This is a genomic window from Marinobacter maritimus (assembly GCF_007671675.1).
Classification (GTDB): Bacteria; Pseudomonadota; Gammaproteobacteria; order Pseudomonadales; family Oleiphilaceae; genus Marinobacter; species Marinobacter maritimus.
In genome coordinates this window covers 1-22,593 of record NZ_VCGW01000010.1, presented here as the reverse complement: position 1 = coordinate 22,593, position 22,593 = coordinate 1, and the positions used below count along the sequence as shown (strand labels likewise).

The following is a 22,593-nucleotide window of genomic DNA, read 5'->3' as shown; positions in this document are numbered from 1 at the left end:
GTTCCTGGAGTTGCCTGCTTTTATCACTTGGAATAGCGCCGGATAGCTTCGAGAAGCTCTTCGACACCCTTGGAGCGCTCTACATCGCTAAGCGCAGGGTTAGCAACATGCTCCCTAGCGTGATCCTCGATGATTTCGTCCATCAACCCGTTAATGGCACCTCGTGTGGCAGCCACCAAATGGAGGGTCTTGGCGCAGTCATGGTCTGAATCCAATGCCCTTTCAACAGCTTGAATTTGCCCAGCAATGCGCTTCACACGCTTGAGCAGATCGTCTTTTTTCGATGCTATATGACTCATAGGATACCCCCCTTACCTATGCGAATGATCACATACCCACCCGCCCTATACAAGGGTGGCTGAATAAGCGAGGGGTTGGCCACCCAAAAACGACTTGAAAAATTGGGAGATGAGACAAAAACGTAAGCGACCAGCCATTACTCCTTGGCAGTGACCGCCGGCGTCCAGATGTGCGGTAGCAGTTCATTAATGGCGTTGTTTTTCTGCGTCGGCAATCTCGTCAGCACATCTTTTAGATAGTCATAAGGATCGTGCCCATTCAGTTTGGCAGTCTGGATCAGTGTCATCACGGCAGCAGCGCGTAGGCCACTTCTCAGTGAACCGGCGAACAACCAATTGGAGCGACCCAGCGCCCACGGGCGGATCTGGTTTTCCACCCAGTTGTTGTCGACGGGCACCGCGCCATCGTCCAGATAACGCGTCAGCGCTACCCAACGTTTGAGGCTGTAATCCAAAGCCCTGGCCGTGCCGGAACCATCCAGCACTTTCTGTCGGTGTGCCAACATCCATTGATGCAGGGCGTCTGCAATGGGTCGGGCTTTTTCGTCTCTTATTCGTTGTCGCTGGTCTGGAGGAAGGCCTTTAGCTTCTCGCTCGATTTAATAAAGCTGACCGATGTATTCCAGGGCCTGTGCCGCCAGTTGACTTTTGTTGGCCTGGTGCAGGTCGTAGAACTTTCGACGAGCATGGGCCAGGCAACCGATTTCGATGATGCCGTTGCCGAAGCCGGCCTTGTAACCCGAGTAATCGTCGCAGACCAGCTTGCCTTGCCAGTTACCCAGGAAGGTGCGGGCGTGCTCACCGGCCCGGGTCGGGGCGAAGTCGTAAACGACAGCCTTAAGATCCGAGAACGGTGTGGTGCAGTAGGCCCAGACGTAGGCCCTGTGGGTTTTCTTTTTGCCCGGAGCCAGCATGCTGGCCGGTGTTTCGTCGGCGTGCAAGACGGTGTGTTCCAACAGGGCGTTTCTCAGAGCATCCACCAGTGGCTGCAACTGCACACCGCAAGCGCCCACCCACTCCGCCAGCGTAGAGCGCGGGATGGCGAGGCCGGCACGACCGAAGATGCGTACCTGGCGGTACAGTGGTAGATGATCCGAGTACTTGGCCACTAGAACCTGGGCCAGTAATCCGGCGGTAGGAATGCCTTTATTGATAACCTGCGGAGGCACCGGTGCCTGGGTCAGGGTTTCGCACTGCTCACAGGCCCATTTGCCGCGGATGTGGCGCTCCACGGTAAACTCGCCCGGCACGTAATCCAGATTTTCACTGACGTCTTCGCCTATGCGCTTGAGCTGGCAGCCGCAGCGACACTGAGTGTTCTCGGGTTCGTGATGGACCAGGGTGCGGGGCAACTCCGGTGGCAGTGGAGCCCGCTTGGGTTGTGCTTTTGGCTTGGGCGGTGTTTCGGCCGCTGTGAGTTGTGCCAGTTCAGCCTCAATGGCAGCAATGTCGCTGTCGATCAACTCATCCAGCAAGCGGCCTTGAACCGCATCCAGTTGTTCGCTGCGACGGGCGAACTTGTGGCGTTTAAGGATGGGGTCAGTTTCTCAATGACTGCATCGCGGTGTACGAGTGCTCGATCCTTATTCTCTACGCGATCGAACAGATCCGTGACTAGGGCACGGAGTTGATCGGCGGAGAGTTGATTAAGGTCGGGACGTTGTGACATGCAGAACAGTATCCCAAGCCACGGCCACTGTGACGATTCGCCATTCTGATGATGGTCTGGGTAACCGGCTTGTGGTTACAGAACCGAGATTACACCGGCGGCACCAAGGCGCTGCCAAGGAAGCCCTTGAACCAGTGCGGCCAACTGTTCGTCCGTTAATAGCAGTTGTTTGCCACGCCAGGTTTCACTCCAGTGGAACTTGCCCCGATTCAATCGACGGGCACAGAGCCAGATGCCTAAACCATCATGGATCAACACTTTCATTCGGTTGCCCCGTTTATTAGCGAACAGATACGCACAATGAGGCCTGGCTGAGCCGAACACCTGAACGACACGCGCCAACGCCGTATCTGGTCCGGCCCGCATATCCAAGGGTTCTGTGGCCAGCCAGATCTCATCAATGCGGATCATGGCAACAGTTCGCGTAGAAACGCCGCGCACTGCTGACCTTGGTCGGCGGGCCACTCCACCACAACCGGGCCGCCGGCTCGCGGAATCTCGATGCGAATGGTGTGACTCTTATCGGCAGGCTTCGTGGCATGCCCGGCCGTCGCTGGAAAACGAACCGGTAGAAAGGCTGGGGCTTGGCTTCCATCGTCTTGCTTCGACTCTCTGATCCAGCGCCGAAGTTGGTTGGCGTTGAGGTCGTTATCCAGGGCAATACGGGAAACAGAAGCTCCAGGTCTGTGGCACTCGGCCACCAGCCGAGCTTTAAATTCCGGAGCGTGTCGACGGCGCTTTCGGTAAGGGCGGGTTACGCTTACGTTGTTCATAGATAGTGTCCACTAAAGAATAAGTGGACACTATCTTGAAGGCTTCGGCATCACACTCAAGATGGGTTAGCCGGACGGTTACAGGTGGGGCGCTTATATTTTATGTCTTTGACGTTTCATAGGCTTGGACTTTTCCTTTCAGAATATCCCGCTCAGACCGAGCCTCTGCCAAAGCACGCTCTGCTGCTTTTAGGTCTTCCCGAACCGTAGAAAGCTGAACATCAAAATTAGCTTTTTGCTGTTTCCAGCCAAAGATTTCAGACTTCAGGCCAGCATTGTCTGACTTTTGATCAGAAACTTCACTGAGGGCTTTCGACAGATGGGCTTGCAACTGCTCGATTTGAGTCGCTTGGTCATCACCGTTTGCCTCCAAGGCTCGAATTTGATCCAACTGCTCTGACAACCGAGACTCGTAGTCCGCCTGTCGATCCTCGAAAATCACCGTGGCGTCTTTGATCGATTCATTAATGCCTCTGCCGACTTTAAACCACTGAGCTTCAGCAGCCTCACGGGCCTGCTCCGAAAGCCGTGTTACAAAATCGCGGAACCAGACCGGCATAGGCGGTGTTGAATCACTCTGCTGTTCAACAAACTTATCCCGTGCCTGCGTCAGCACTTCTTGGCATCGCGAATATTTACCACCCACGGCTTTCTGCAACTCAGATACCGTGATGTCTTTAACGGAGCGCCCGCTTATAACCTGCGATTCGACCCAGGTGAGATAGTCATCTTCTGAGTATTTTTCCGGCCTGGCCATGTTTGCGTACCTTTATACGATAATTTAGTAATTAACTTACTAACGAACTAACTTTCGGTCAACCCTGCTTTTGTTTTTGTAGCGAATAGGCCAAATTGCTACCAAGCGATTTCGCAGTTTAGTTAAGAACGAGAAGATTGATTACTCTGAAATTGTCCAGAGAGGCTGATAAGGGCTTTGCAGAGAGACGCTGGTCAGGAGGACAAGTTTGGGGGCCTCATGAAGCGGTTGAAATTTTATTGGGAGAAAGCAAAAGTTTTCAAAGAGATGCAGCAGTGGAGTTGTTCGATATAACCCAGAATCCTGGGGGTACTTACTTAGAAGGCCCGAGGTCGATTTGTAGTGGTCAACTAATCCCGGACAGTATTTTAAGTTTTTCTTCAGCGACCACAGGTGTCATGCCACCATTGAATGTATGAGGACGCTGCCGGTTGTAGTAGTCCATCAGGTAGTCGCCAATATCCTTCCTTGCATCAGGAATTGATCGATATCCGAGTGAAGGAATCCATTCGCTCTTCAGGCTGCGAAAGACCCGTTCCATCGGAGAATTGTCCCAGCAATTTCCCCGGCGGCTCATGCTTTGCTCCATGCGGTATCGCCAGAGCCTTTGACGGAATAATCGACTGGCATACTGACTGCCTTGGTCGGAATGAAACAGAACCCCAGTCGGTTTTCCTCGCTGCTCATACGCATGATCCAATGCCTTCACCACCAACTCGGCATCAGGCCGGTCTGATAGCGCCCAGCCAACGACCCGGCGGGCGTAAAGATCCAGAACAACCGCAAGATAGCTCCAGCGCTGACCCGCCCATACATAGGTGATGTCACCGCACCACGCCTGGTCTGGGTGGCTGACGCTGAACTCACGATTCAGCCGGTTTGGAATGTCTGGCCTTTCCACAGTGGCCTGTTTGTATGCGTGTGGGCCAGGTTGTTTGCAGATCAGTCCCAGCTCACTCATCAGGCGGCGAACCTTGAAGCGTCCGATCACAACCCCTTCTTCATTAAGCATGGTGGTGATCATACGGCTTCCCGCTGAGCTTCGGCTCTTGCGAAAGATCCGGTTCACATCGGCTCGCAGAACCACTCGCTTGGCATCCACCACGGACCGCCTGCGGCGATAGTCGTAATAGCTGGACCTTGATACTTCAAACGCTTTACAGACCATCTCAATCGGCTCCTGCTCACTCAACTGGTCTATCAGCGCGTACGATTCATCTCGTCCGACATCAAGAGAGCGGTGGTAGATTCAACCGGTCAGTGCAACATAATGCACTTTGGTGTTCACCGGGGTTTTCATGATGCAACCGCACGTTTCAAAAACCAGAGGACTAACGCCGCAGCAGAAACAGGAGCTTTGGGAGCGGTGGAAAAAAGGTCAGTCACTCAGTGAGATTGGGAGAGCCCTGGGAAAGCATGCAGGGTCGATCACTGGAATGCTTGCGATCCATGGTGGTATTGCTCCACTTGGGCGTTCGAGATCTGCCAGAGTGCTCAACACAGGCGAGCGAGAGGAGATCTCACGGGGCCTATCAGCTGGCCTGAGTTTGAGCCAGATTGCAGACCAGATCCGACGATCTACATCAACTGTCAGCCGGGAAATACATCGTAACGGCGGGAGAAGTGAGTACCGAGCGAACTTAGCGGACCAGCGTGCTTGGATGCAGTCAAAAAGACCTAAGAAATGCTCGCTCGCACTGAATGAGGTACTACAGATTATCGTCGCATCAAAGCTCCGTCTTGACTGGTCCCCGGAGCAAGTAGCAGGCTGGTTAAAACGCCAGTTCCCGGATGATAAGTCGATGCATGTGTCCCACGAAACGATTTACCGGAGTCTTTTTATTCAAGCCAGAGGTGTTCTGAAGAAAGAACTTATTAAACATCTCCGCTCAAGACGCAGTATGCGCAGATCACGGCACAGCAGCTCTGAAGAAGAAGGGGCTCGCACCAGTATCTCAGACGCAGTATCTATCCGTGCCCGGCCAAAAGAGATTGAAGACAGGGCCATTCCAGGCCATTGGGAAGGAGATCTGATCTCCGGATCTAAGAACTCTCATATTGCAACGCTTGTAGAGCGACAGTCTAGATTTACTATGCTGGTTCACGTTGCAGGCAAAGATACGACGAGCGTTGTTTCGGCACTTTGTAGAGAGGTTGGCCGTCTCCCGGAGGAACTGAAAAAAAGCCTGACGTGGGATCGAGGTGGAGAGCTGGGTAACCACAAGGCATTTACACTTGCGACGGACATGCAGGTTTATTTCTGTGACCCGCAAAGCCCTTGGCAACGCGGTAGCAACGAAAATACGAATCGACTATTGCGCCAGTACTTCCCAAAAAAGACTGATATATCGGGTTATTCTCAGGAGGAGTTAGATGCATTTTCGAGGAAGCTGAATGAGCGGCCGAGGAAGACACTCAACTACCTTACACCTGCTGAAAAGCTTCAAAGCATATTTGCGTTGACCGGTTGAACTCACCGTAGCCTTTTTTAGTATCGATTTCTCTCGTTCCAAGCGCTCACACCGAGCCTCCAGCTCTTGGATGCGCTGCTGCTCCGGCGTCAGTGCTTTGGACTTGGGCGTGATACCGCCACGCTCTTCTGAAAGCTGTTTTACCCATCGCCTGAGGGCATTTTCGCCGACATTTAAAGAGCGGCTGGCTTCGGCAACAGTGTATCCTTGGTCAAGCACCAGACAGGCTGCTTCCTGCTTGAACTCCGACGTAAAAGATCGCCGTTTTCTGGTCATCAGACACCTCGCTTATGGCGGCAATATTACCACCTACGTTGGTGTCCGGAATCATTGAACCACTACAATTAAGGAAAGTGACTCCTTATTATTCGGGCGTTGATGTGTTACCTGCTCTAAAGAACGAAGTGCCGCAAGCTGCTAAGACTAAATAACTTTTGGACCAACCATCTCTCGATCTCCCCGCTTAAAAATGCACATAACTATAGCATACCCCGTTTGTGAGTGTAGCTGTCATAATAAGGCATAACACGTTTTGCACGAGATCTGGCGAAGGATCCGACGAGCCTGTAAGAGCCTTTTCCATTATTTGGCGTAAGCATCATGGGTTTTCTTCAAAAACTCTCTATTGTCGTTTATCACAATGATTTTCTTAACCATTTCAATTATTCTTCTTGCCTTGTCACTACTCTCCGACTCAAGATATTGATTTGAATGTATAACCATCTGATTGTAATCCACCGAAAACTCATGCTCGACAACGTGATCGTTTCCGTAAAGATCTGAGCACACGGTATAAATTCGTTGAGATTTCTTAATATCACCTACGTAACCAAATCTTAAATTTTTAGATTGACCGCACTCTATACGATCAATACACAAGGGAGTTGCTATGAAATATCCGTTTACCTCTCCAACAATCCGAAATTTATAGGCAGATCCAAGTCCACTGTTGGAAACAAGATACTTTGAGAAAAATTCTTCTGGGACTCGGTCTGAATATCCTGCTAAACCATCAAAAAGCACATCGCCTGTATAATAAATTCTCAGATCACTGCTATTTTTATATTCTTCTCCGAGAAACACACTCTTTAGTTCGATAATAGGTCTAACGGATAAATCGCGTTCTAACTTAAACTGTTTTCTTTCAAACTTATAGCTAGAACTGTAAGCGCCACAAAAACACTTGCCAAGCCTACGAAAATCGGAGTTACATCTTTCAGCCAATCGTCAGACGTCAAATCATCCACAGCTAATGCTGATACGCCAATATAGACAAGCCCCAATAAAACCGAAAAGAAAACCATATCTATAAAATCAGTCCAATAATTTTTCAATTCAACTATGCCTTTCTTTACTCTATCAAGCACCATCACCCCCTACCGACCTAGAAAACCCAAGAACTTAGCCAAAATCGCCTGATATATCAATAGATGCAGACTTATGCTCGGATGCACCTATCAAAGCGATACTTTGGGAAATGGTTAGAACTGCGCGCGAGACCATAGCAACGAACCGTCCGATGAACCCATCTTGAGTCTGGCTTTGCGGTGGGCCTACCTGGGTGTAGTGGAAGCTCCTAGCCTATGATTAAAGGATAGGTCGGAAAGTCATCCTCCAGAGGGTAAAAAAATGAAACCACACGTCACCCAATCGCAGATCGCAATCGTCGCCTCATTGTCCGCTTTGCTAATATCAGCAGGGGGATTCTATAACCAGTGGTTGCGAGAAGATGTCAGCCTGACGATGCGTCTTCTCGATTTTGATTTCCAGAGTACTCTCAATAGCGACACAGCCTGTTCCCTGGAGGCCGCAGTATTTAATACCGGTAATCGCGACAGTGCCATATTAAGCATCCAACTCCTACACGGCACAGAGGTTGTTGATACCACAGGAATAGAAACAGGCGGATCAATGTACTGGTCGGAAATTGAAGGTGATGGCGGCACTGTAGGGGTGTTTAGTCCGGGGACTATTACCGTGGTAAGCGTTCTATTTCCTGGTTGTGGTGTGGAATCAATCTACAATAACGTAGTAGAAAAAGGCGAGGAGATGTTCCAACTTGGGATATCATCGATAAACCACCAAGGGCGAACCGCTACTGTATATGTCAATTTCGCAGACACCCGATTGGTGGGTGATGATGAGGTTGAGGTCGAGTTCCATTTCGAGGGGTTATTTTCCATGTTTCAGCATGGTGCGCACCTTTATGGGGGCTCTAATAGCTTACAGGCAACGCTGACCCTAATGCGCACGGGTGATAGCCAGAACGATTTCTCCCTTGAAAGAACCAAGTCATTTAGCTACCAGGGAACTTTGTAGGAGGTCTCGGGGCTAGGTCCTGAATTTAAATTTATAAGAAGTTGCGAGTGGCAAGAACACCATTGCTTGATAAAACAGAGCTACTAGAACTAAAAAATATTAATTTTTGTTCGCAGTTATACGTCAACTTATTTTTTGACGTATAACTGGAAATAAAATTTATTTTTCAATGCTTTGAGCGGTCAATAATGACCTTTGATGTACTCATATGCTTTGTTAAATAGCTCTTTATCCTTTCCAAGCCCAAACTGGTTTAGGGTTAAGACTAAAGCTTTCTGGATCTCACGCGGCCCACTCACAGAGTTTTGCCAGCCATCAAATCGCGTTGCTTTGACAATCTTGTCTATCTGCTCAACGACATCCTGAATCACCTTCGGCGTTCTATCAGGACGCGTCTCCAGGAACAGTTTCGTGAGAGCCTGAACATTATCTTTTTCGGTGACGGGGTGCTCTCCCGTTTGCTTTTCAAGATCAACAGCCTCCTTTGCGGTATCTAGCAAGCCCTTAAGCCACTCGATTGCTTTGATGACACCGGCCTCGTACTGCTGTCTAAGCTTTTCAAGCCGTTCTCCGAGAGCGACGAATGCAGGGCTGCCGCTCGTACGCAAACGCCCCATCAAATTAATCTCTAGGCGACGCGCACGTTTTTCTTGCTCTTTTTCCGTGAGAGTGAAGAGGGCGTGCTCATCCATAACAAGCTCATCGATGTCATCTCGAATGCGCTTGATATCAGTATGGTCATGGATCATTTTTATGGTTTCTGGTCCAAGGGCAGCCCAGACTAAAGAGCCTGTTTGACCAACAGGGCGAACGCTCTCGTAGATTTGTGCGAGCCATTTGTAATCATTGCGATAGGGCGTAAGGAATGGGTCTGGGTTAATTGCAGACCAAAGCTTGCTGAGCACGCCAAATGCAGCTGCAAACTCATCTCGTTTCATGTTCGTAGGCAAGCACTCCTGGGCGGCAATGATTCCTTCAAAACCGCCGATAGTCCGATCCACTCCAGGGAAGAACGCTAAGCATTTCTTTAGTTGTTCCGGGAGCTTCTCTTTGAACCGTTCAATGCCCTCAACAACACCATCAATTTCATCAGGGTCATATGCGAGAGCGGTGCGGAGGTTCTCGAAAACGCCTAGGTAGTCGATGATGAGTCCCATATCTTTGCGAACTCCGCTTGTCTCGTAAAGGCGGTTGGTGCGGCACATCGCTTGGAGGAGAGAGTGGTCGCGCAACGGCTTATCTAAATACATGCAGTAGCAGATGGGTGCGTCAAAGCCGGTCAGGAGTTTGGCGGTGACGATCAAGAGCTGAAGAGGGTGCTCTGGGTCTTTATAAGACTCTATCAGGTGTTTTTGGATCTGATCATCGCCATCTATTTCCTGCCAACGTTGGAAGTCCTCTTCCATGATTGGCAGTTCCAGCTCCTTTTTCCACTTGCGCCAGTCCCTATTTTCTTTGCCGTCCTTTCCTCCACCTTCTGCTTTCATCGGGGCCTGGTCGACATTCATGATGACTTCGACAGCATTGGAGCCAAGTTTTTGTCTTAGTAGGTAGTACATTTGGATGCAGGCATCACGGTCATAAACAACCACCATACCTTTGAGCTTCTTAGGCCTCACGTGGCTGGTGAAATGCTCAACGATATCGTCACTGACGGCCTCCATGCGATTGGGGGCTTTGAGCATGATCGCGAGCTTGCCCGCCCGTGTGGAAAGAGCTGTTTTCTCTTCCTGATCCAAGTCGTGCTCTTGGGCCAGTCTTTCAAACTCCTTATCGATGGATTCCCTATCGACGCGCAACTCGGCTAGCCTTGGTTCGAATTTCACCGGAACGGTGGCCCCATCACGGATCGACTGCTTATAGCTGTATCGATTCATGTATCTACCGGGGTCTTCTTCTGCTCCAAAGAGCTTGAACGTGTTCCGTTCGATGCTGGATATCGGTGTGCCGGTTAATCCGTAAAAGTGTGCGTTGGGCAGCGCCCAGCGCATCTTGTCGCCCAACGATCCTTCTTGGGTCCGGTGTGCTTCGTCAACCAGCACAATAATGTTGTCCCGGTCATTCAGGCCATTAGGGTTACTATCGTCAATCTCGACATCCTGAAACTTGAAGATGGTAGTAATCAGAATGCCTCGGCTGTCCTGCTCAATGTGCTGACCGAGATTCTTGCAGCTGTGCACCTTTATGAGGTTCTTAACGTCCGCACCACCAAAGGTCTCGCTGATCTGGCTGTCAAGGTCGCGCCGATCCACCACTACGAGTACGGTAGGATTCTTGAGGTCATTATCCGACCGCAGCATCCGAGCCGCGTAAAGCATAAGCAAAGACTTACCAGAGCCCTGGAAGTGCCAGATCAGACCTTTTTTGGGATAGCCGCTTTTGACCCGGTCGACGATTTGCTTGGCAGCTTCAAATTGAGGGTAGCGAGGAAGTAGCTTGATCCGCTTTGGCGGGGTCTTTTTGCCAGTCTTTACCGTTGAAAACAATGCAAACGATTCGAGGATTTGCAGCAGTGTTTGAGGTTCAAGTAGCCCTTCTACGCTGGAGAGTACGGAAGCCATCCCGATTAGCTGCTCTTCTTCCTGTTCAGTGCTATGCCATGGACCCCAGTCTTTCGGGCCAGCGTTAATAGCGCCATAAGCAAAGGTTCGGCCCTCGGAGGCAAAGCACAACAGGTTTGGCACAAAGAATGGCTCTGCATTTTTCCAATAGTGCTTGGTTCCACCGATGAAATCCGCAGCACCATCTTGCCAAGTCACGCTTGGGCGCGTCGCGGTTTTGACTTCACCCACCACCAACGGAATGCCGTTGATATAAAGCACGATATCGAAATAGGCTTCCGTGGCGGCGATGTAGTGCACCTGCTGCGCCACAACAAAGTGGTTGTTTTCGATGTTGTCGAAATCGATCAGGTTGATGGTGATGTGGTCGCCGCTCTCGCCAAATGGCAAGGTTTTCTCAGCCATCAACCATTCTTGAAAGTTTTCGTTGGCCCTTACCAGGCCGGAGTGCTGGGCTTCGAGAACTACTCCGCGTAGCTTATAAATCACCTCATCGGCGTAGTCTGGCTGCTTTTCGATATCGGGGTTTAACGAACAAAGCGCGTCTTTGAGCCATTCATCTACAAAGATATCTTGAGCTTGTTTCGGCAGGCCCTCACCGTGGCAGTAAGTCCACTTTACACCGATTAACCCTTTTAAACGGTCGATAATTCCATTTTCTGTGACGGTTTGCTCGTTAAACATTTAATTTACCTTCAGGGCTTTGCTTATATATTCAGAACTCAGTTTAGAGACGTTTTTTATGTGGCTTTTATATAAACCTTTGAGTGAAAACAGGTTGGAAAATAATTGAACAATCTCTTTTTGATGTTCTATTGTTGGAATAGGTACTGGGAAATTTTCAATTTCACTTTGACTTATGGTTGTCATGGTTGTTGTCTGGCCAACGCATAGGAAGTATTTCCTGGCCCATGGAGATAGAGAATATATATATAGATAGTCGGGTAAAATTTTATCCGTATCGACGTTGACACGAATTATATGGCAATCAAATGTAGAAGGTTTGCTGTCGTTCAAAACAATGTATGGCCATCCGATGCCCGACTTTACAAGCGAGGATCGATTAAAGAGTATATCTCCATTTTTCAGGCTATACTTTTCGAATTCAGATTGAGAACAGCTAATGAGTTCTCTTTTGTCTTCATCTGAGTACGGATTCGCGTATCCGTCGACTACATTTAGGAAAAGGCATTTAACCTCACCAATGCTCCCCTTTTTGACGAATTGCCCATTTTGAGGTTTTTTTGAAATAAGCTCTCTAAGCGGCTGAATCGAAGTATTGGAAGCGGAGTAAATTTTAGTTGGATAAGCTTTACAATCGAAAATTCCTAGTTGTCGCTTAAAGGTTTCCATGTATTGGGCTTCGATAAGCGTCTCTTGACAGTCAACTAACTGATCAGTTGTTTTTACCACCTGGTCAGATTTTATAACTTCTTGTAGTAAAGAGTTTTGGCCTAATTTATCAGGTAGCATAAGCTTGAAGCTTGATAGAGACTTAAACTTAGTTCTAGGCGACAAAGATCCTGAAGACGTTTTAACGGCCCAGTCCCAAAAATCATTTGACTGCACAATAAAGGGGAACAGATCTTTCAACTCTTTTTTTGGTTCGATTACGATAATATCGCTAGAACAAATTCCGTCAAACTCAGCGATGGCAGCTTTTTTAAGATAGGGACGACGCTTGCCAAGAAGGATATGCCCTCTGCAAAACACTCGCGTAAAACTGGGGTTGTCTTCTTTAGTTACCCCCCAACGCTTGATTTTTAGCGAGCCTGAATCTAAGTGCTCTAGACCAATATAGCGCTCATAGCCGTCGGAAATTGGGTCCTTGGTGGTAAGTTTCACTTCTCGGCAAATTTCACCAAATTTAACGATTTCATTTTTAGTCATTTTTTTCTACCCCGTAACTTAACTGAGCGAGGTTTTCGAATAACATATTGATCTGCTTTTTCAGTTTTAAACGGCTGACTTTCCACTCCTCGATGGCATGTTCAATACCATGCACTTTCTCGTTGCTTTCTGCTTGCACGTACAGCGGGATCGACAGATTGTAGAGATTCTCTTTAATTGTATTGAGATCTACTAAAGAGGTAATGTTGCTGTGGCTCTCGGGTTTAAAATAAGCCTCACATAGCACCTCCAAATCAGTATCCGACAAGCGACTATGGGCGTGCTCGCGGGTGACATGCTTAACACCGTTGATAAAAAGCACTTTGTTTTTGCGTTCAGCAGGTTTATTACAGTTGAGCACAACGACGCAGGATTCCATTGGAGAGTTATAAAACAGATTAGGTCCCAACCCAACTACAGCCTCGATAATGTCGGATTCAATCACCTGTTTGCGGATGTTTTGTTCGGAGTCTCTGAACAGTATGCCATGCGGCCAGAGCATGGCGGCCCGGCCGGTATCGGGTTTCAGGCTTTTGATGATGTGGGTGTAAAACGCATAGTCAGCGCAGCCTTGGGGAGGCACTCCATAGAGATTTCGGCCATAGTGGTCTGCGGCGAACTTGTCCCGGTTCCATTTCTTGATGGAGTATGGAGGGTTGGCGAAGATGACATCAAACTGCTTTAGCTGATCGCTCTGGACGAACTTTGGATCACCTAAAGTGTCACCACGCAGTACCTCAAACTCCTCAATGTCGTGGAGGAACATGTTCATCCGAGCAATCGCTGAGGTTAGAAGGTTCACTTCCTGCCCGTATAGTTTAACGGATCGCCACTCTTTACCTTGGTTCCTGAGGTCCATGACAGCATTCAGCAGCATGCCACCGGTGCCGCAAGTCGGATCGTAAGCAGTCTCACCCGGTTTCAGCCCCATTATTCTGGTCATCAGATGGACTACTGTCCGGTTCGTGTAAAACTCGGCAGCAGTATGGCCGGAGTCATCTGCGAATTTCTTGATCAAATATTCGTAGGCTTCACCCAAATCATCCTGGTTGACGGATTTTATCCCCAACGGGATTTTGCTGAAGTGTTGAATCAGGTCTGCAAGGAGATGGTCAGGAAGGCGCTCTTTGTTTGTCCATTGGGCATCACCGAACACGCCGTGAAGTCTTTCGTTCTTAGCCTCAATGAGCCTCAGAGCACTCTGGATAGCTTCACCGATATTCTTGCTGGTATTCCGGACCTTTTCCCATCTGGCTTCTTCGGGGATATTAAACCTGTGGAACATCGGCATAGTAGCGTAATGAGCGTCGCCATCGCTCAACTCTAATGCCTCCGTGTATTCATCCAAATAGACGTCAGACAAGCGCTTATAGAACAGCAGAGGAAAAACATATTGCTTATAGTCAGAGGCATCGATCTGACCACGGAGAAACTCCGCTGCGCCCCAAAGGAGGTCTTCAAGTTGTTTCTGGTTCATAGTTCAAAGCCTTCCTTCACCAAAAGCTCTTCAAGTTCCTGCTCTGCTTTTTCTAGAGCAGCTAGTTTTTCCTGAAAATCCTTTAAAGCTTCCTCTACAGAGACTGACTCTTCTTCAAGAGGCTTCTGAACATATCGCGCAATGTTCAGGTTGAATTCGTTCTCTTCGATTTCGTTCAGAGGAACCCAGCGAGCTTTTCCTTCGATTGGCTCCGCCGTGGGACCAGACGTTTCCTGATTGCTATAGATCTCAAAAATTTCATCGGCTTGAGCGTTGGGCAAAGTGTTTTGTGCTCGCCCTTTGGTGAATATCTCTTCCGCATTAATGAACAACACATAGTCCTGATGATCTACAGGACGTTGTTTGCGCAGAACCAAAATGCAGGCTGGAATCCCAGTACCGTAAAACAGATTAGGGGCCACGCCGATGATTGCTTCGATCCTATTCTCTTTCAGAAGCTGTGTTCTGATCTTGCCTTCCGCACCGCCTCGGAACAAAACCCCATGGGGCAGGACAACAGCCATGCGACCATGTTCATTGAGGGAGGCAAACATATGCTGAACCCAAGCGAAATCCCCGTTGGTTTTCGGAGCTAATCCATATCGATTTCGGTCGTACGGATCGCTGGACCAGCGGTTATGCCCCCATTCTTTGAGGCTGAAAGGGGGGTTGGCGATCACGCAATCGAATGTTTCCAGACGATTGCCCTCCAGAAATTTGGGGTCTCGCAGGGTGTCTCCGCGTACAATGACGAAGTCTTCTTGGCCATGCAGAAATAGGTTCATCCGTGCGATGGCCTCTGTGGTCAGGTTCTTCTCCTGGCCCTTAATTCTGAGTAGACGGGGGTCCCCACCGTTTTCACGCACGTGATGTATTGTTTCCAGAAGCATACCCCCAGTACCACAGGCTGGGTCGTAGACACTCTCTCCAGCCTTTGGGTCCAGGATGTTCACCATAAGGCGTACGATGGTTCTTGGAGTATAAAACTCCCCTGCTTTTTTGTTGGCCTTGTCGGCAAACCTTTTGATCAGGTATTCGTAAGCGCGTCCCATGTCGTCATCACGGATGCTACGGACGCCGAGGTTAACCTGATTGAAGTGATTCAGTAGGGTAGCGAGCAACTCGTCCGGGAGCCGCTCTTTATTGGTCCAGCTCGCATCGCCGAATATGCCATGTAGCTTTTCGTTCGCCAGCTCGATTCCTCTGAATGCGTCTTTTAGAGCTTGGCCTATGTCCTTGGTTTGCTCGAATACGTGCCTCCAGTGACAATCAGATGGAATCTGAATGCGGTGAAACATGCTCTGCTTGGCAATTTCTTTATCCCTAACTTTTTCCATGGCATCCGCGAATTCGTCATCGTAGACATCGCAGATTCTTTTGAAAAAGAGAATCGGGAAAATGTAAGTCTTGTAGTCAGAGGCGTCGATGGGGCCGGTGATAATGTGAGCGGCGTGCCACAAGTGCGCTTCGAGGTCTTTTAGGTTGATCAGGGTCATGCTGGCTCGTTGTTCCGTTACTGCTTGAGTCGGACGTGAGAGCGGGAGTCGTAGGAGTGCTCTCAAACTGTGTTTGTCAGTTAGGCAGATAGTAGCAAATCCGAAAGGCAGAAGGGGCTGCGGTTATGAGATGTTAAATCTGCAATGCGACAGTCGAGGTCGCGGCAACCAACTTGGAAGCACCACGAAGACTTTACGTTCCTCGGAATAACGTGGCATAACAACTCTCATGCCGTCCAATCTGACATGGATTCAGGCGAAATCGTCAGCTAGACGTCTAGGCTGACAGAGGGGGCTGGGGTTAGTTGACCACTACGAATCCCCCAAAGAATGAATGCGAGCCTAACCCGACTTTCACACCGTTACAGTCCAAGCCGGAAGTCATTAGCTACCTTTCACATCTCGCGTAATTGCGCACTCTCAAAATCTTTATTCCGAAGCTCAACCAGCTTGTGAAGTTCGACATTGTATTCAGTAATTGACATGCCAGATTTAAGTCTTTCAGTGAGTTGAAAGAGCATTTTGTCGAAGATATCTTGTGCTCTGATTAAGTGCATAGATGATACGGTTTTAGCGTAGCCTGTCACTTTTGCGAACGCGAAATCGATATAGTGATCTAGGGAAGCTGAGTTTTTGTGGCCCGTCCATTGCATTACCTCCATCTTGAACTTCTCGCTACTAAGTAGCGCTTTCCTGAAATCGTCTGTGTTTTCAAATTCATGTCGTTCGATGAGCAACACAAAAAGGTTGGTGATAAAGGTATGCCGAAACATGTGGGCGCAAGCTTTGTCTTCGATATGTGCAATAGATCTGAGTTTCGATATCTCGGTAGTAATTGTGTCTTCACCTAACGGGTTTCCTGTGGTTTCAGAAACAAAGAAAAAATCGTGATCATTAGATTTGCCGATCTTGTTCTTAACGATTTTATTCCTGAAAAGCCGGATATGCTTCTTTAGCTCTGAAAGCAGCATGCGTGTGACAGGAACGAACCGGTAAACATCATCGCCCTGCTTCAAACTGATGATTTTAAGCATCGGGTGTTCCATGTTGGATGCTTTGAGTATTTCCGATACTCTTAAGTCAACTAACTCACCTCGTCTTGGCCCCACTTGCTCAAGTACTGATAGCATGGAGTGTCTGCGACTTTGAATGAAGCGGGAACCTTTGGCCAAGTCGACGGCTTTTCGCAGTTTTTCGATGTTCTCAGTTGGAATCGGGTCCCGCTTCTTCAGTCGGTCGCCATCAGAAAATGAGTGATGGTGCCAATAACTCCGGTTTAGGCTTTTGCCCTCACTTCCAAGAGGAAGCGTCAACATTTTCTGCGTCGCGCGAATAGTCCCCTGTTGGCTGACGAAATTCGAATCGTTGTAGAAGTAACCAACAAAGCTTAGAAAGTCGAGGCAGATTCGCCCGGTCGTCGTAATGGTAATTTCAGTTTTTTTACGTATTTCTACGTTGTGGCTTGCTCTCTCTGACCTCAGAACATTAATGAAAATTGTGAACTTATCATCGGTCAGGTCGATAAAGTCCCACTTATTCTGATAGCAAAAGCGGATGATCTGACTGATCTTTGCAGCATAATCACCCATGGTTCCGCCTTTGCTCCCTCGCCGGGATAAACCCTGTCGACCGCCACGGCCTGGGCGTTCTCGCAACGAAAGGATGTATAAATTTGCCAACATACAGGGTGTTCCGTCAGGCCAAATTACATGCGGCATATTTGAGCCATCCTTGGTTGTGGCTTTGCCGAGCGAGTAGTGGCTGAATAGCGTTAAATTACGAACTGGCCGAAACAGCTGGCTTGAGGTCTTACTGCTCATTCTTGTAGTCCTTTATGCTGACTACCGATGAAGGAGTATTATCGAAAGGATGCGGATTCAAGCTCGCAATCGCACGAATTCTGGCGAGTCCATCATTAGCCCTCTTTTCACGAATGGAATCGTCAGCGGCGTCTTGAATGCTTCTGATTGTGCCCATTGCAGAGCTAATGGCCTGTAGCAGGATAAAGTTGATTGAGCGGTGCTTTTCCAGTCCATCTTCTAGTTCTTTGATCTTTAATTGCAAACCAGCTCTGGACTGAGTATTCGGGCTGCTGGACCTGTGTATGTAGGCATATATGACGTCAATAGCTTTAAGTCGAAGATAATTCAGACCTTCAAAGCCGTCGTCAAACAGTTCATCGGCGTAGGTTTTTAGCGTATTCAGGCTCATTGAATGTTTATGAACAGTTTCCGTTCCAATCTGAACTTCATACTCCAGTTTCGCTACGCCACCCTGGCTTTTTAGGGCTTTCTTGAGGTCTTCATCTTCTGCATATTGATGAGGGTCGCTAACAACAGATCGAAGAATTTGTTTTATTGCGTGGGTTGAAGCCTGGCTTTGTATTACGCGCTTGTCGGTGCTCATATAGCTCCCCTCTCGCGCTCGTGAATCTTAACTATGACTTTGAACTTCTCCCCTTCAGCATCGGTGAAGAATTCGGGTTCAATATCAATATCTCCCTCTTCGAGAAGCTCAGACACATAGCCTTCAAGCTCTTCAGTATCAAGGAGCGTAAAATCATCAGTTCCATACCTTTGCTTCAATAGGTGCGCTAGGTCTTTAAAGGAACCAGCGCCATTACGATGTAGACTTTCTGCTACAAACTGACTCTTTGCCCCTCTTAGAATTTCGCCGCTCATTGACTCGGTAATGTAGTGCCAAGCATGGCGAAGATCCGTATGCCCCAGCATCCATTGAAGCGTTTCCAAGCCTCCAAAAGAGTTAGAGTAAAAGAATAGAAGTGCGAAAAATCTACGTAGTTGGTGTTGCCGAATGTAATATCGGTTTCCTTCACTGTTTAGTGGTGTTTCAAAATAGTCACAGAATTCATCGAGATGCTTATTGAAAGAAAAGCTACTGGCGGAGATTCGGTGGCTTTCAGAAAGAACTGAAGGGGAGCTAAACAGGGAGGTAACCTTTTCCCCAAAGCCGATTCGATTTAGAATTTTTTGAAAGCGCTCGACCTCCTTAAGCATTTCTCTTCCGATGGGTTCAATTGGTCGAGCTTCCGTAGAACGAAGCCCCATCAACCCACGCGAGCTTTTGCGATTCAGGAAGACAATCCAAGCTCCTGAATTGTCAAGGGCTTCGCCAATTTCAAGATCATTAAGTTCTCCAACACGTCTAGCAGTTAGAGCCCCCGCAACAAGTTGGACGGCTCCGAAATAAACGTGAACAAGCGGAACCAATCTGCGATTGGCTCGTAATAACTCGAAATGCTCATCTTTCGATAATCCACCTTTCTCAGTATGCATTACCGAAGGCTTACAAGTTCCGCCGACTCCTAACTCTGCAACCCCAAGCGCTCGAAGCTGTGGGCCAAGAGCCCTTATAAAATCCTCATTCGAGAGATCTGTTGTACGGCAATTCATTTTTTTGGCAGCAAGCGCGATTCGCAAAAAACCGTTAAGAATTTCTCGACCATGATCGAAGTGGAATTCAATGGCATTCTTAACTGAGTCGAAAACAGTCTGAGAAGGGAGGGTGCGAAAACGGCCCATCTTCTTTAGATTAACTTTAAAATCTTTGATAGAAAGAATATCTTCAATAGACGGAGCCTTGACTCCCAGTTCGTGAAGCGTCCCTAAGTTATAGAAAGCCTGGACATACGCAACATATACAACCGGGCTAACTGAATTTCCTGTTCCTGTCGTAACATCTACAGATGCATACTCCCGATGGTATATTTCTGTGGATGGAGAAAAAGAAAGTAAGGAAAGAGCAGGCTTATTTATGAGTTTAACTCTTAAGGTGTTTCTATAGATCTCTTGAGAAACGAGGACGGAGTTAGGTGAGTAGCCAAGCTTCCTGTTATATCCAATGAATCCATTTACCTGAAGCGCGGCTCTTAGGTATGGGATTTCGGTCGGATCTACTCCAAAGGCTTGGGCTTCATCATAGTCGTCAGAGTTGACAACACAGATGCCATCAATTTCGGTCAATGTGTTTTCGATTTCATTTACATTGGTCACTTTGAGTAGATTTCGAGAAAAGTCGATAAGTCGATTTGGCCAATCGAAGAGGGATACAGAGATACTTGGAGAACTAGCGATTTTAGTCAGAATGGCTTTTATATCGTCCCCAGAAAGTGCGGCCAAACCGTAACGTGATAAATTTAATCTTCCTTCGTTTATGAGCAGATAATCGATTAGATGAAGCATTCGATTGAATGCAGCGTATTGAACCGTAATACAATTGAATCTGCCTCCTGCGTGAGGAGTAGTTGAGGCAATGAGCCAGTATTTTAAGCTGTCAAGTAGATCCGCATTCTTGGTATCAATAAGATAACTTCCGTCTTCTAAACGCATATTCCAGTCTATCTCAAGATGGCCTTTCTTGAAATCAAAGTTGTACTTCCAGATTGGTTCTTCGAATGGATTCAGAAGCCAATCCGCACGCTTATAAAAATCGGAGGGATCTTCCAGATGTTCTTTGAGAAATTCCAGTTCAATTGGCAGTGTCATAAATCAATGACTCCATTTTTTGAGGGTCCAAGTTTTCCATAGCAGCCGAAAGGTGTTCCTTCAAAAGAGAATCGTTGCCTTGAATGATTTCTTTCTCAATTAGTCCGGAAACGTTTGACCAGTACCTTGCTAAACCTGAGACTTGCTCTTGCCTTTTGGAATGCGTTACAGCTCGGTTCACTGAGAGAAGCGCTATTAGGATACCCTTGTCTATGGAGATAAGAACTTGGTTGTCCGAGACTGGCTCTGAAGGGCTTCCAGGGGCAGATAGGTGTGCCGGGATGTCCTTTAAAGCGTGGTTTTTAAGGAAGTTATGAAGTTCTTCCATACTCTCAAATTCCGTAGCCTTCAATAAATAAGGACTATCCTTCATGGCCTCACATATAAAAGCTTTCTGAAAGAGTCGAACCCATCGAGTCTGAAAAAAAGCGAGAATACTATCAGGTAAATAATGAGATAGGAGATTTGGGCTATACTTCGCGTGGCCAAGCGCCTCGGCCATTTGGTGCACGCTCTTCGTTTCAAGATAGAATTGCACTGCCCGCGAGGCTCTGATTGATCCGATAGTAATTCGGTGAACAAAATTCTTTAGATTGACGCCCCTGAGTTTTGTATATTTTGAAAACTGTTTATCTAACCGATCAAATTGGTATGAACTATCCTTCTTTTTCCAGTACGTCATCTCAGCAGGCTTTGGATAAGAAAAGCCTCGGCCACTTGTTAGAAACAATTTTCGCCAATTGTCGTCTCCTTTTTCCTTTAAGTAGTCGCGTAGGGGTTGAGTAATCTCAATAATTTGGCGTACGAGAGCCGCTGACCTCGACGATAAAATGAGTTTTTGCTCAGAAAGGTTTTTCTTGCGTCGATCTTTGTACCCCGTTAATTGATATCCAGCATCAGTCCTGGTGAATCCCGAGGCTTGGCCGTGCTTATTGAATAGCTCTAATTCCAGTAGAAAGTTGGGTGTTATCTTTGGGTTGTACATGACTAAAAGACACTGGAAAGGAAAGAGGCTATCCGTAGTCGGGAGTCCCAGATGGTGAGCCAGCTCCATCGTATTTAAACTCCACCCATACAGTCTGCTTAGTCGTTGTTCTTTAGCGCGGTCAGAAGGGAAAAAGCCAAAATGCTGAAATTTTGCACATAGATTAGGAAAGTCAGCCTCTTTCAGGCTTCTTGACGCAGTGTTGGGAATGCGTGTTGCTTCGAAATTTCCCAGCTTTGCAAGAGCTTTTCTACGAAGCTGACGTTTTCTAAGATCTAAGCTTTGGTTTCTTGCCCAACGCATTACAGTATCAAGGTCTCTATCTATCTGACTGAATAAGATCTTGATTGCTTGGTCATCGGTGTATTGAAGCGGAACTTCAGTAATGAGCTTGTTATGAACTTCGATTCCCTCTGCGTTCTTTGATACCCTGATCTTTGCGCCTTGTGTTGGTCGTGAAGACACCCTTGGTAGGCCTGCCCCGAAAGGTTCTGGCCAAAATCCCGGCTGAATGAACGCCTCGTGGACATTTGAAATAAATCTGTTCCAAGCCTTGAGCTGAGAGTTCAGGTTTTTGCCCTCTTGATGTACTTCTAAGAAATGCACTTTCAGAAAATCTTTGAAACAGTGAGTTAGTGTGATCGGATTTTCAAAAGTAGAACCAGGCCACTTTTCCGCATTATTCACTAAGAAGCGTGAGAACTTGTTTACATGTACTCCATTCAGGACCGCCTGTTTCCTAATGAGGTCGCGCCATCTGCCGTAGTATTGAAGCGTAAAAGCTCGGCCGTGGCTGTGATAGAGTGAGGTGAGGTCCAGATAACCCTGCTTCCCTTTCCGAGATTTTACGAGCCAGCCTGACCAATAAAGTAGAGTCGACTCATCAAGCTCATCCAAGTTAAGGCTTCGGCTATTAATACTGCGCCAATTAGATTCTTGAAGCCATTCCGGACAGATTCCATGTTCCCGTTGCAATACATTAATTAACGCACCTTTGATTTCCTCATATCTGAGCGCCTTATGCGTAGAGTTCGTAGGGATCAAGGAGCCCCCTTTGAGAACGCAAAAAAAATCAGCAATTAGGTTCTGTACGGAATTGGTGGCTAGATTGTCTCTATCAATTTGTTGATTATTGAGATGACAAAAGCACTCAAGAAGCTTAAACACATGATTTTTCCAGCCTTTTGCAGTTTCGTTACCTTTGGCCACCACATAAGACGCTATTAGATCATCAGCCAGATCTTGGCTTATATAAATATACGGGTATCGGGAGATTGTGGTGGGGTTAATGATGATTGTCATTATATATAAGACTCATATTGGCGCTAAAAAACGCGTTATAACAGTATTCTAGTATACAAATGACAAGATGGTGAAATTAGTAAAATTCA

16 protein-coding genes and 3 pseudogenes are annotated in these 22,593 nt (G+C 47.7%); 2 read left to right on the top strand and 17 right to left on the bottom strand.

Annotated features, from left to right (window positions below; genetic code table 11):
* Positions 1–23: 23 nt before the first annotated feature.
* The 6 genes and pseudogenes from FFI90_RS19970 to FFI90_RS19945 form a co-directional block, all read right to left on the bottom strand.
* On the bottom strand, positions 24–299 hold the full coding sequence (locus FFI90_RS19970) for a metal/formaldehyde-sensitive transcriptional repressor (RefSeq protein WP_144780522.1): 276 nt from the start codon (positions 297–299) through the stop codon (positions 24–26).
* 137 nt (positions 300–436) lie between these two features.
* Positions 437–1,968 (bottom strand): annotated as a pseudogene (gene tnpC / locus FFI90_RS19965) (IS66 family transposase).
* Positions 1,969–2,043: 75 nt separating this feature from the next.
* Positions 2,044–2,379, bottom strand: coding sequence for an IS66 family insertion sequence element accessory protein TnpB (tnpB, locus tag FFI90_RS19960; protein WP_144780521.1), 336 nt, complete (start codon positions 2,377–2,379; stop codon positions 2,044–2,046).
* Positions 2,376–2,741, bottom strand: a complete 366-nt coding sequence (gene tnpA, locus FFI90_RS19955; RefSeq protein ID WP_144780520.1) for an IS66-like element accessory protein TnpA — start codon at positions 2,739–2,741, stop codon at positions 2,376–2,378. Before tnpA ends, tnpB begins: the two co-directional genes overlap by 4 nt.
* Before the next feature lie 100 nt (positions 2,742–2,841).
* Positions 2,842–3,498: a hypothetical protein gene (locus tag FFI90_RS19950; RefSeq protein ID WP_144780519.1), complete on the bottom strand. Its 657-nt coding sequence runs from the start codon at positions 3,496–3,498 to the stop codon at positions 2,842–2,844.
* Positions 3,499–3,844: 346 nt separating this feature from the next.
* Positions 3,845–4,735, bottom strand: a pseudogene (locus FFI90_RS19945) (IS3 family transposase); the annotation flags it as partial.
* A 64-nt stretch (positions 4,736–4,799) separates the two neighbouring features.
* Here FFI90_RS19945 and FFI90_RS19940 point away from each other — a divergent pair.
* Positions 4,800–5,969 (top strand): IS30 family transposase, encoded by a 1,170-nt coding sequence (locus FFI90_RS19940; protein ID WP_144780532.1) that lies wholly within the window; start codon positions 4,800–4,802, stop codon positions 5,967–5,969.
* Here the strand turns inward: FFI90_RS19940 and FFI90_RS19935 are convergent.
* From FFI90_RS19935 to FFI90_RS19925, 3 genes and pseudogenes are all read right to left on the bottom strand, one after another.
* Positions 5,922–6,245 (bottom strand): annotated as a pseudogene (locus FFI90_RS19935) (transposase); the annotation flags it as partial. The gene FFI90_RS19940 and the pseudogene FFI90_RS19935 sit on opposite strands and share 48 nt — an antisense overlap.
* A 306-nt stretch (positions 6,246–6,551) precedes the next feature.
* Complete coding sequence (locus FFI90_RS19930; protein ID WP_144780518.1) at positions 6,552–7,052, bottom strand: hypothetical protein; 501 nt, start codon at positions 7,050–7,052, stop codon at positions 6,552–6,554.
* A gap of 41 nt (positions 7,053–7,093) precedes the next feature.
* On the bottom strand, positions 7,094–7,339 hold the full coding sequence (locus FFI90_RS19925; RefSeq protein WP_144780517.1) for a hypothetical protein: 246 nt from the start codon (positions 7,337–7,339) through the stop codon (positions 7,094–7,096).
* A gap of 259 nt (positions 7,340–7,598) precedes the next feature.
* Here FFI90_RS19925 and FFI90_RS19920 point away from each other — a divergent pair, with 259 nt between their 5' ends.
* Positions 7,599–8,288: a hypothetical protein gene (locus FFI90_RS19920; protein ID WP_144780516.1), complete on the top strand. Its 690-nt coding sequence runs from the start codon at positions 7,599–7,601 to the stop codon at positions 8,286–8,288.
* A 182-nt stretch (positions 8,289–8,470) separates the two neighbouring features.
* Here FFI90_RS19920 and FFI90_RS19915 read toward each other — a convergent pair whose 3' ends face one another.
* The 8 genes from FFI90_RS19915 to FFI90_RS19880 form a co-directional block, all read right to left on the bottom strand.
* The gene (locus tag FFI90_RS19915; protein ID WP_144780515.1) at positions 8,471–11,533 is read right to left on the bottom strand and encodes a type I restriction endonuclease subunit R; all 3,063 of its coding nucleotides are present in this window, start codon (positions 11,531–11,533) and stop codon (positions 8,471–8,473) included.
* Positions 11,534–12,739 (bottom strand): restriction endonuclease subunit S, encoded by a 1,206-nt coding sequence (locus tag FFI90_RS19910; RefSeq protein WP_144780514.1) that lies wholly within the window; start codon positions 12,737–12,739, stop codon positions 11,534–11,536.
* On the bottom strand, positions 12,732–14,216 hold the full coding sequence (locus FFI90_RS19905) for a type I restriction-modification system subunit M (protein ID WP_144780513.1): 1,485 nt from the start codon (positions 14,214–14,216) through the stop codon (positions 12,732–12,734). Before FFI90_RS19905 ends, FFI90_RS19910 begins: the two co-directional genes overlap by 8 nt.
* Positions 14,213–15,712, bottom strand: coding sequence for a type I restriction-modification system subunit M (locus FFI90_RS19900; protein WP_144780512.1), 1,500 nt, complete (start codon positions 15,710–15,712; stop codon positions 14,213–14,215). Before FFI90_RS19900 ends, FFI90_RS19905 begins: the two co-directional genes overlap by 4 nt.
* Before the next feature lie 395 nt (positions 15,713–16,107).
* Positions 16,108–17,532 carry a tyrosine-type recombinase/integrase gene (locus FFI90_RS19895; RefSeq protein ID WP_144780511.1) on the bottom strand — a complete coding sequence of 475 codons (1,425 nt, stop codon included), beginning with the start codon at positions 17,530–17,532 and terminating at the stop codon, positions 16,108–16,110.
* Positions 17,522–18,118, bottom strand: coding sequence for a hypothetical protein (locus FFI90_RS19890; protein ID WP_144780510.1), 597 nt, complete (start codon positions 18,116–18,118; stop codon positions 17,522–17,524). Before FFI90_RS19890 ends, FFI90_RS19895 begins: the two co-directional genes overlap by 11 nt.
* Positions 18,115–20,217 carry a site-specific integrase gene (locus FFI90_RS19885; protein WP_144780509.1) on the bottom strand — a complete coding sequence of 701 codons (2,103 nt, stop codon included), beginning with the start codon at positions 20,215–20,217 and terminating at the stop codon, positions 18,115–18,117. The genes FFI90_RS19890 and FFI90_RS19885 overlap by 4 nt, the downstream gene beginning before the upstream one ends.
* On the bottom strand, positions 20,201–22,504 hold the full coding sequence (locus FFI90_RS19880) for a hypothetical protein (RefSeq protein ID WP_144780508.1): 2,304 nt from the start codon (positions 22,502–22,504) through the stop codon (positions 20,201–20,203). The genes FFI90_RS19885 and FFI90_RS19880 overlap by 17 nt, the downstream gene beginning before the upstream one ends.
* Between the last annotated feature and the right edge of the window lie 89 nt (positions 22,505–22,593).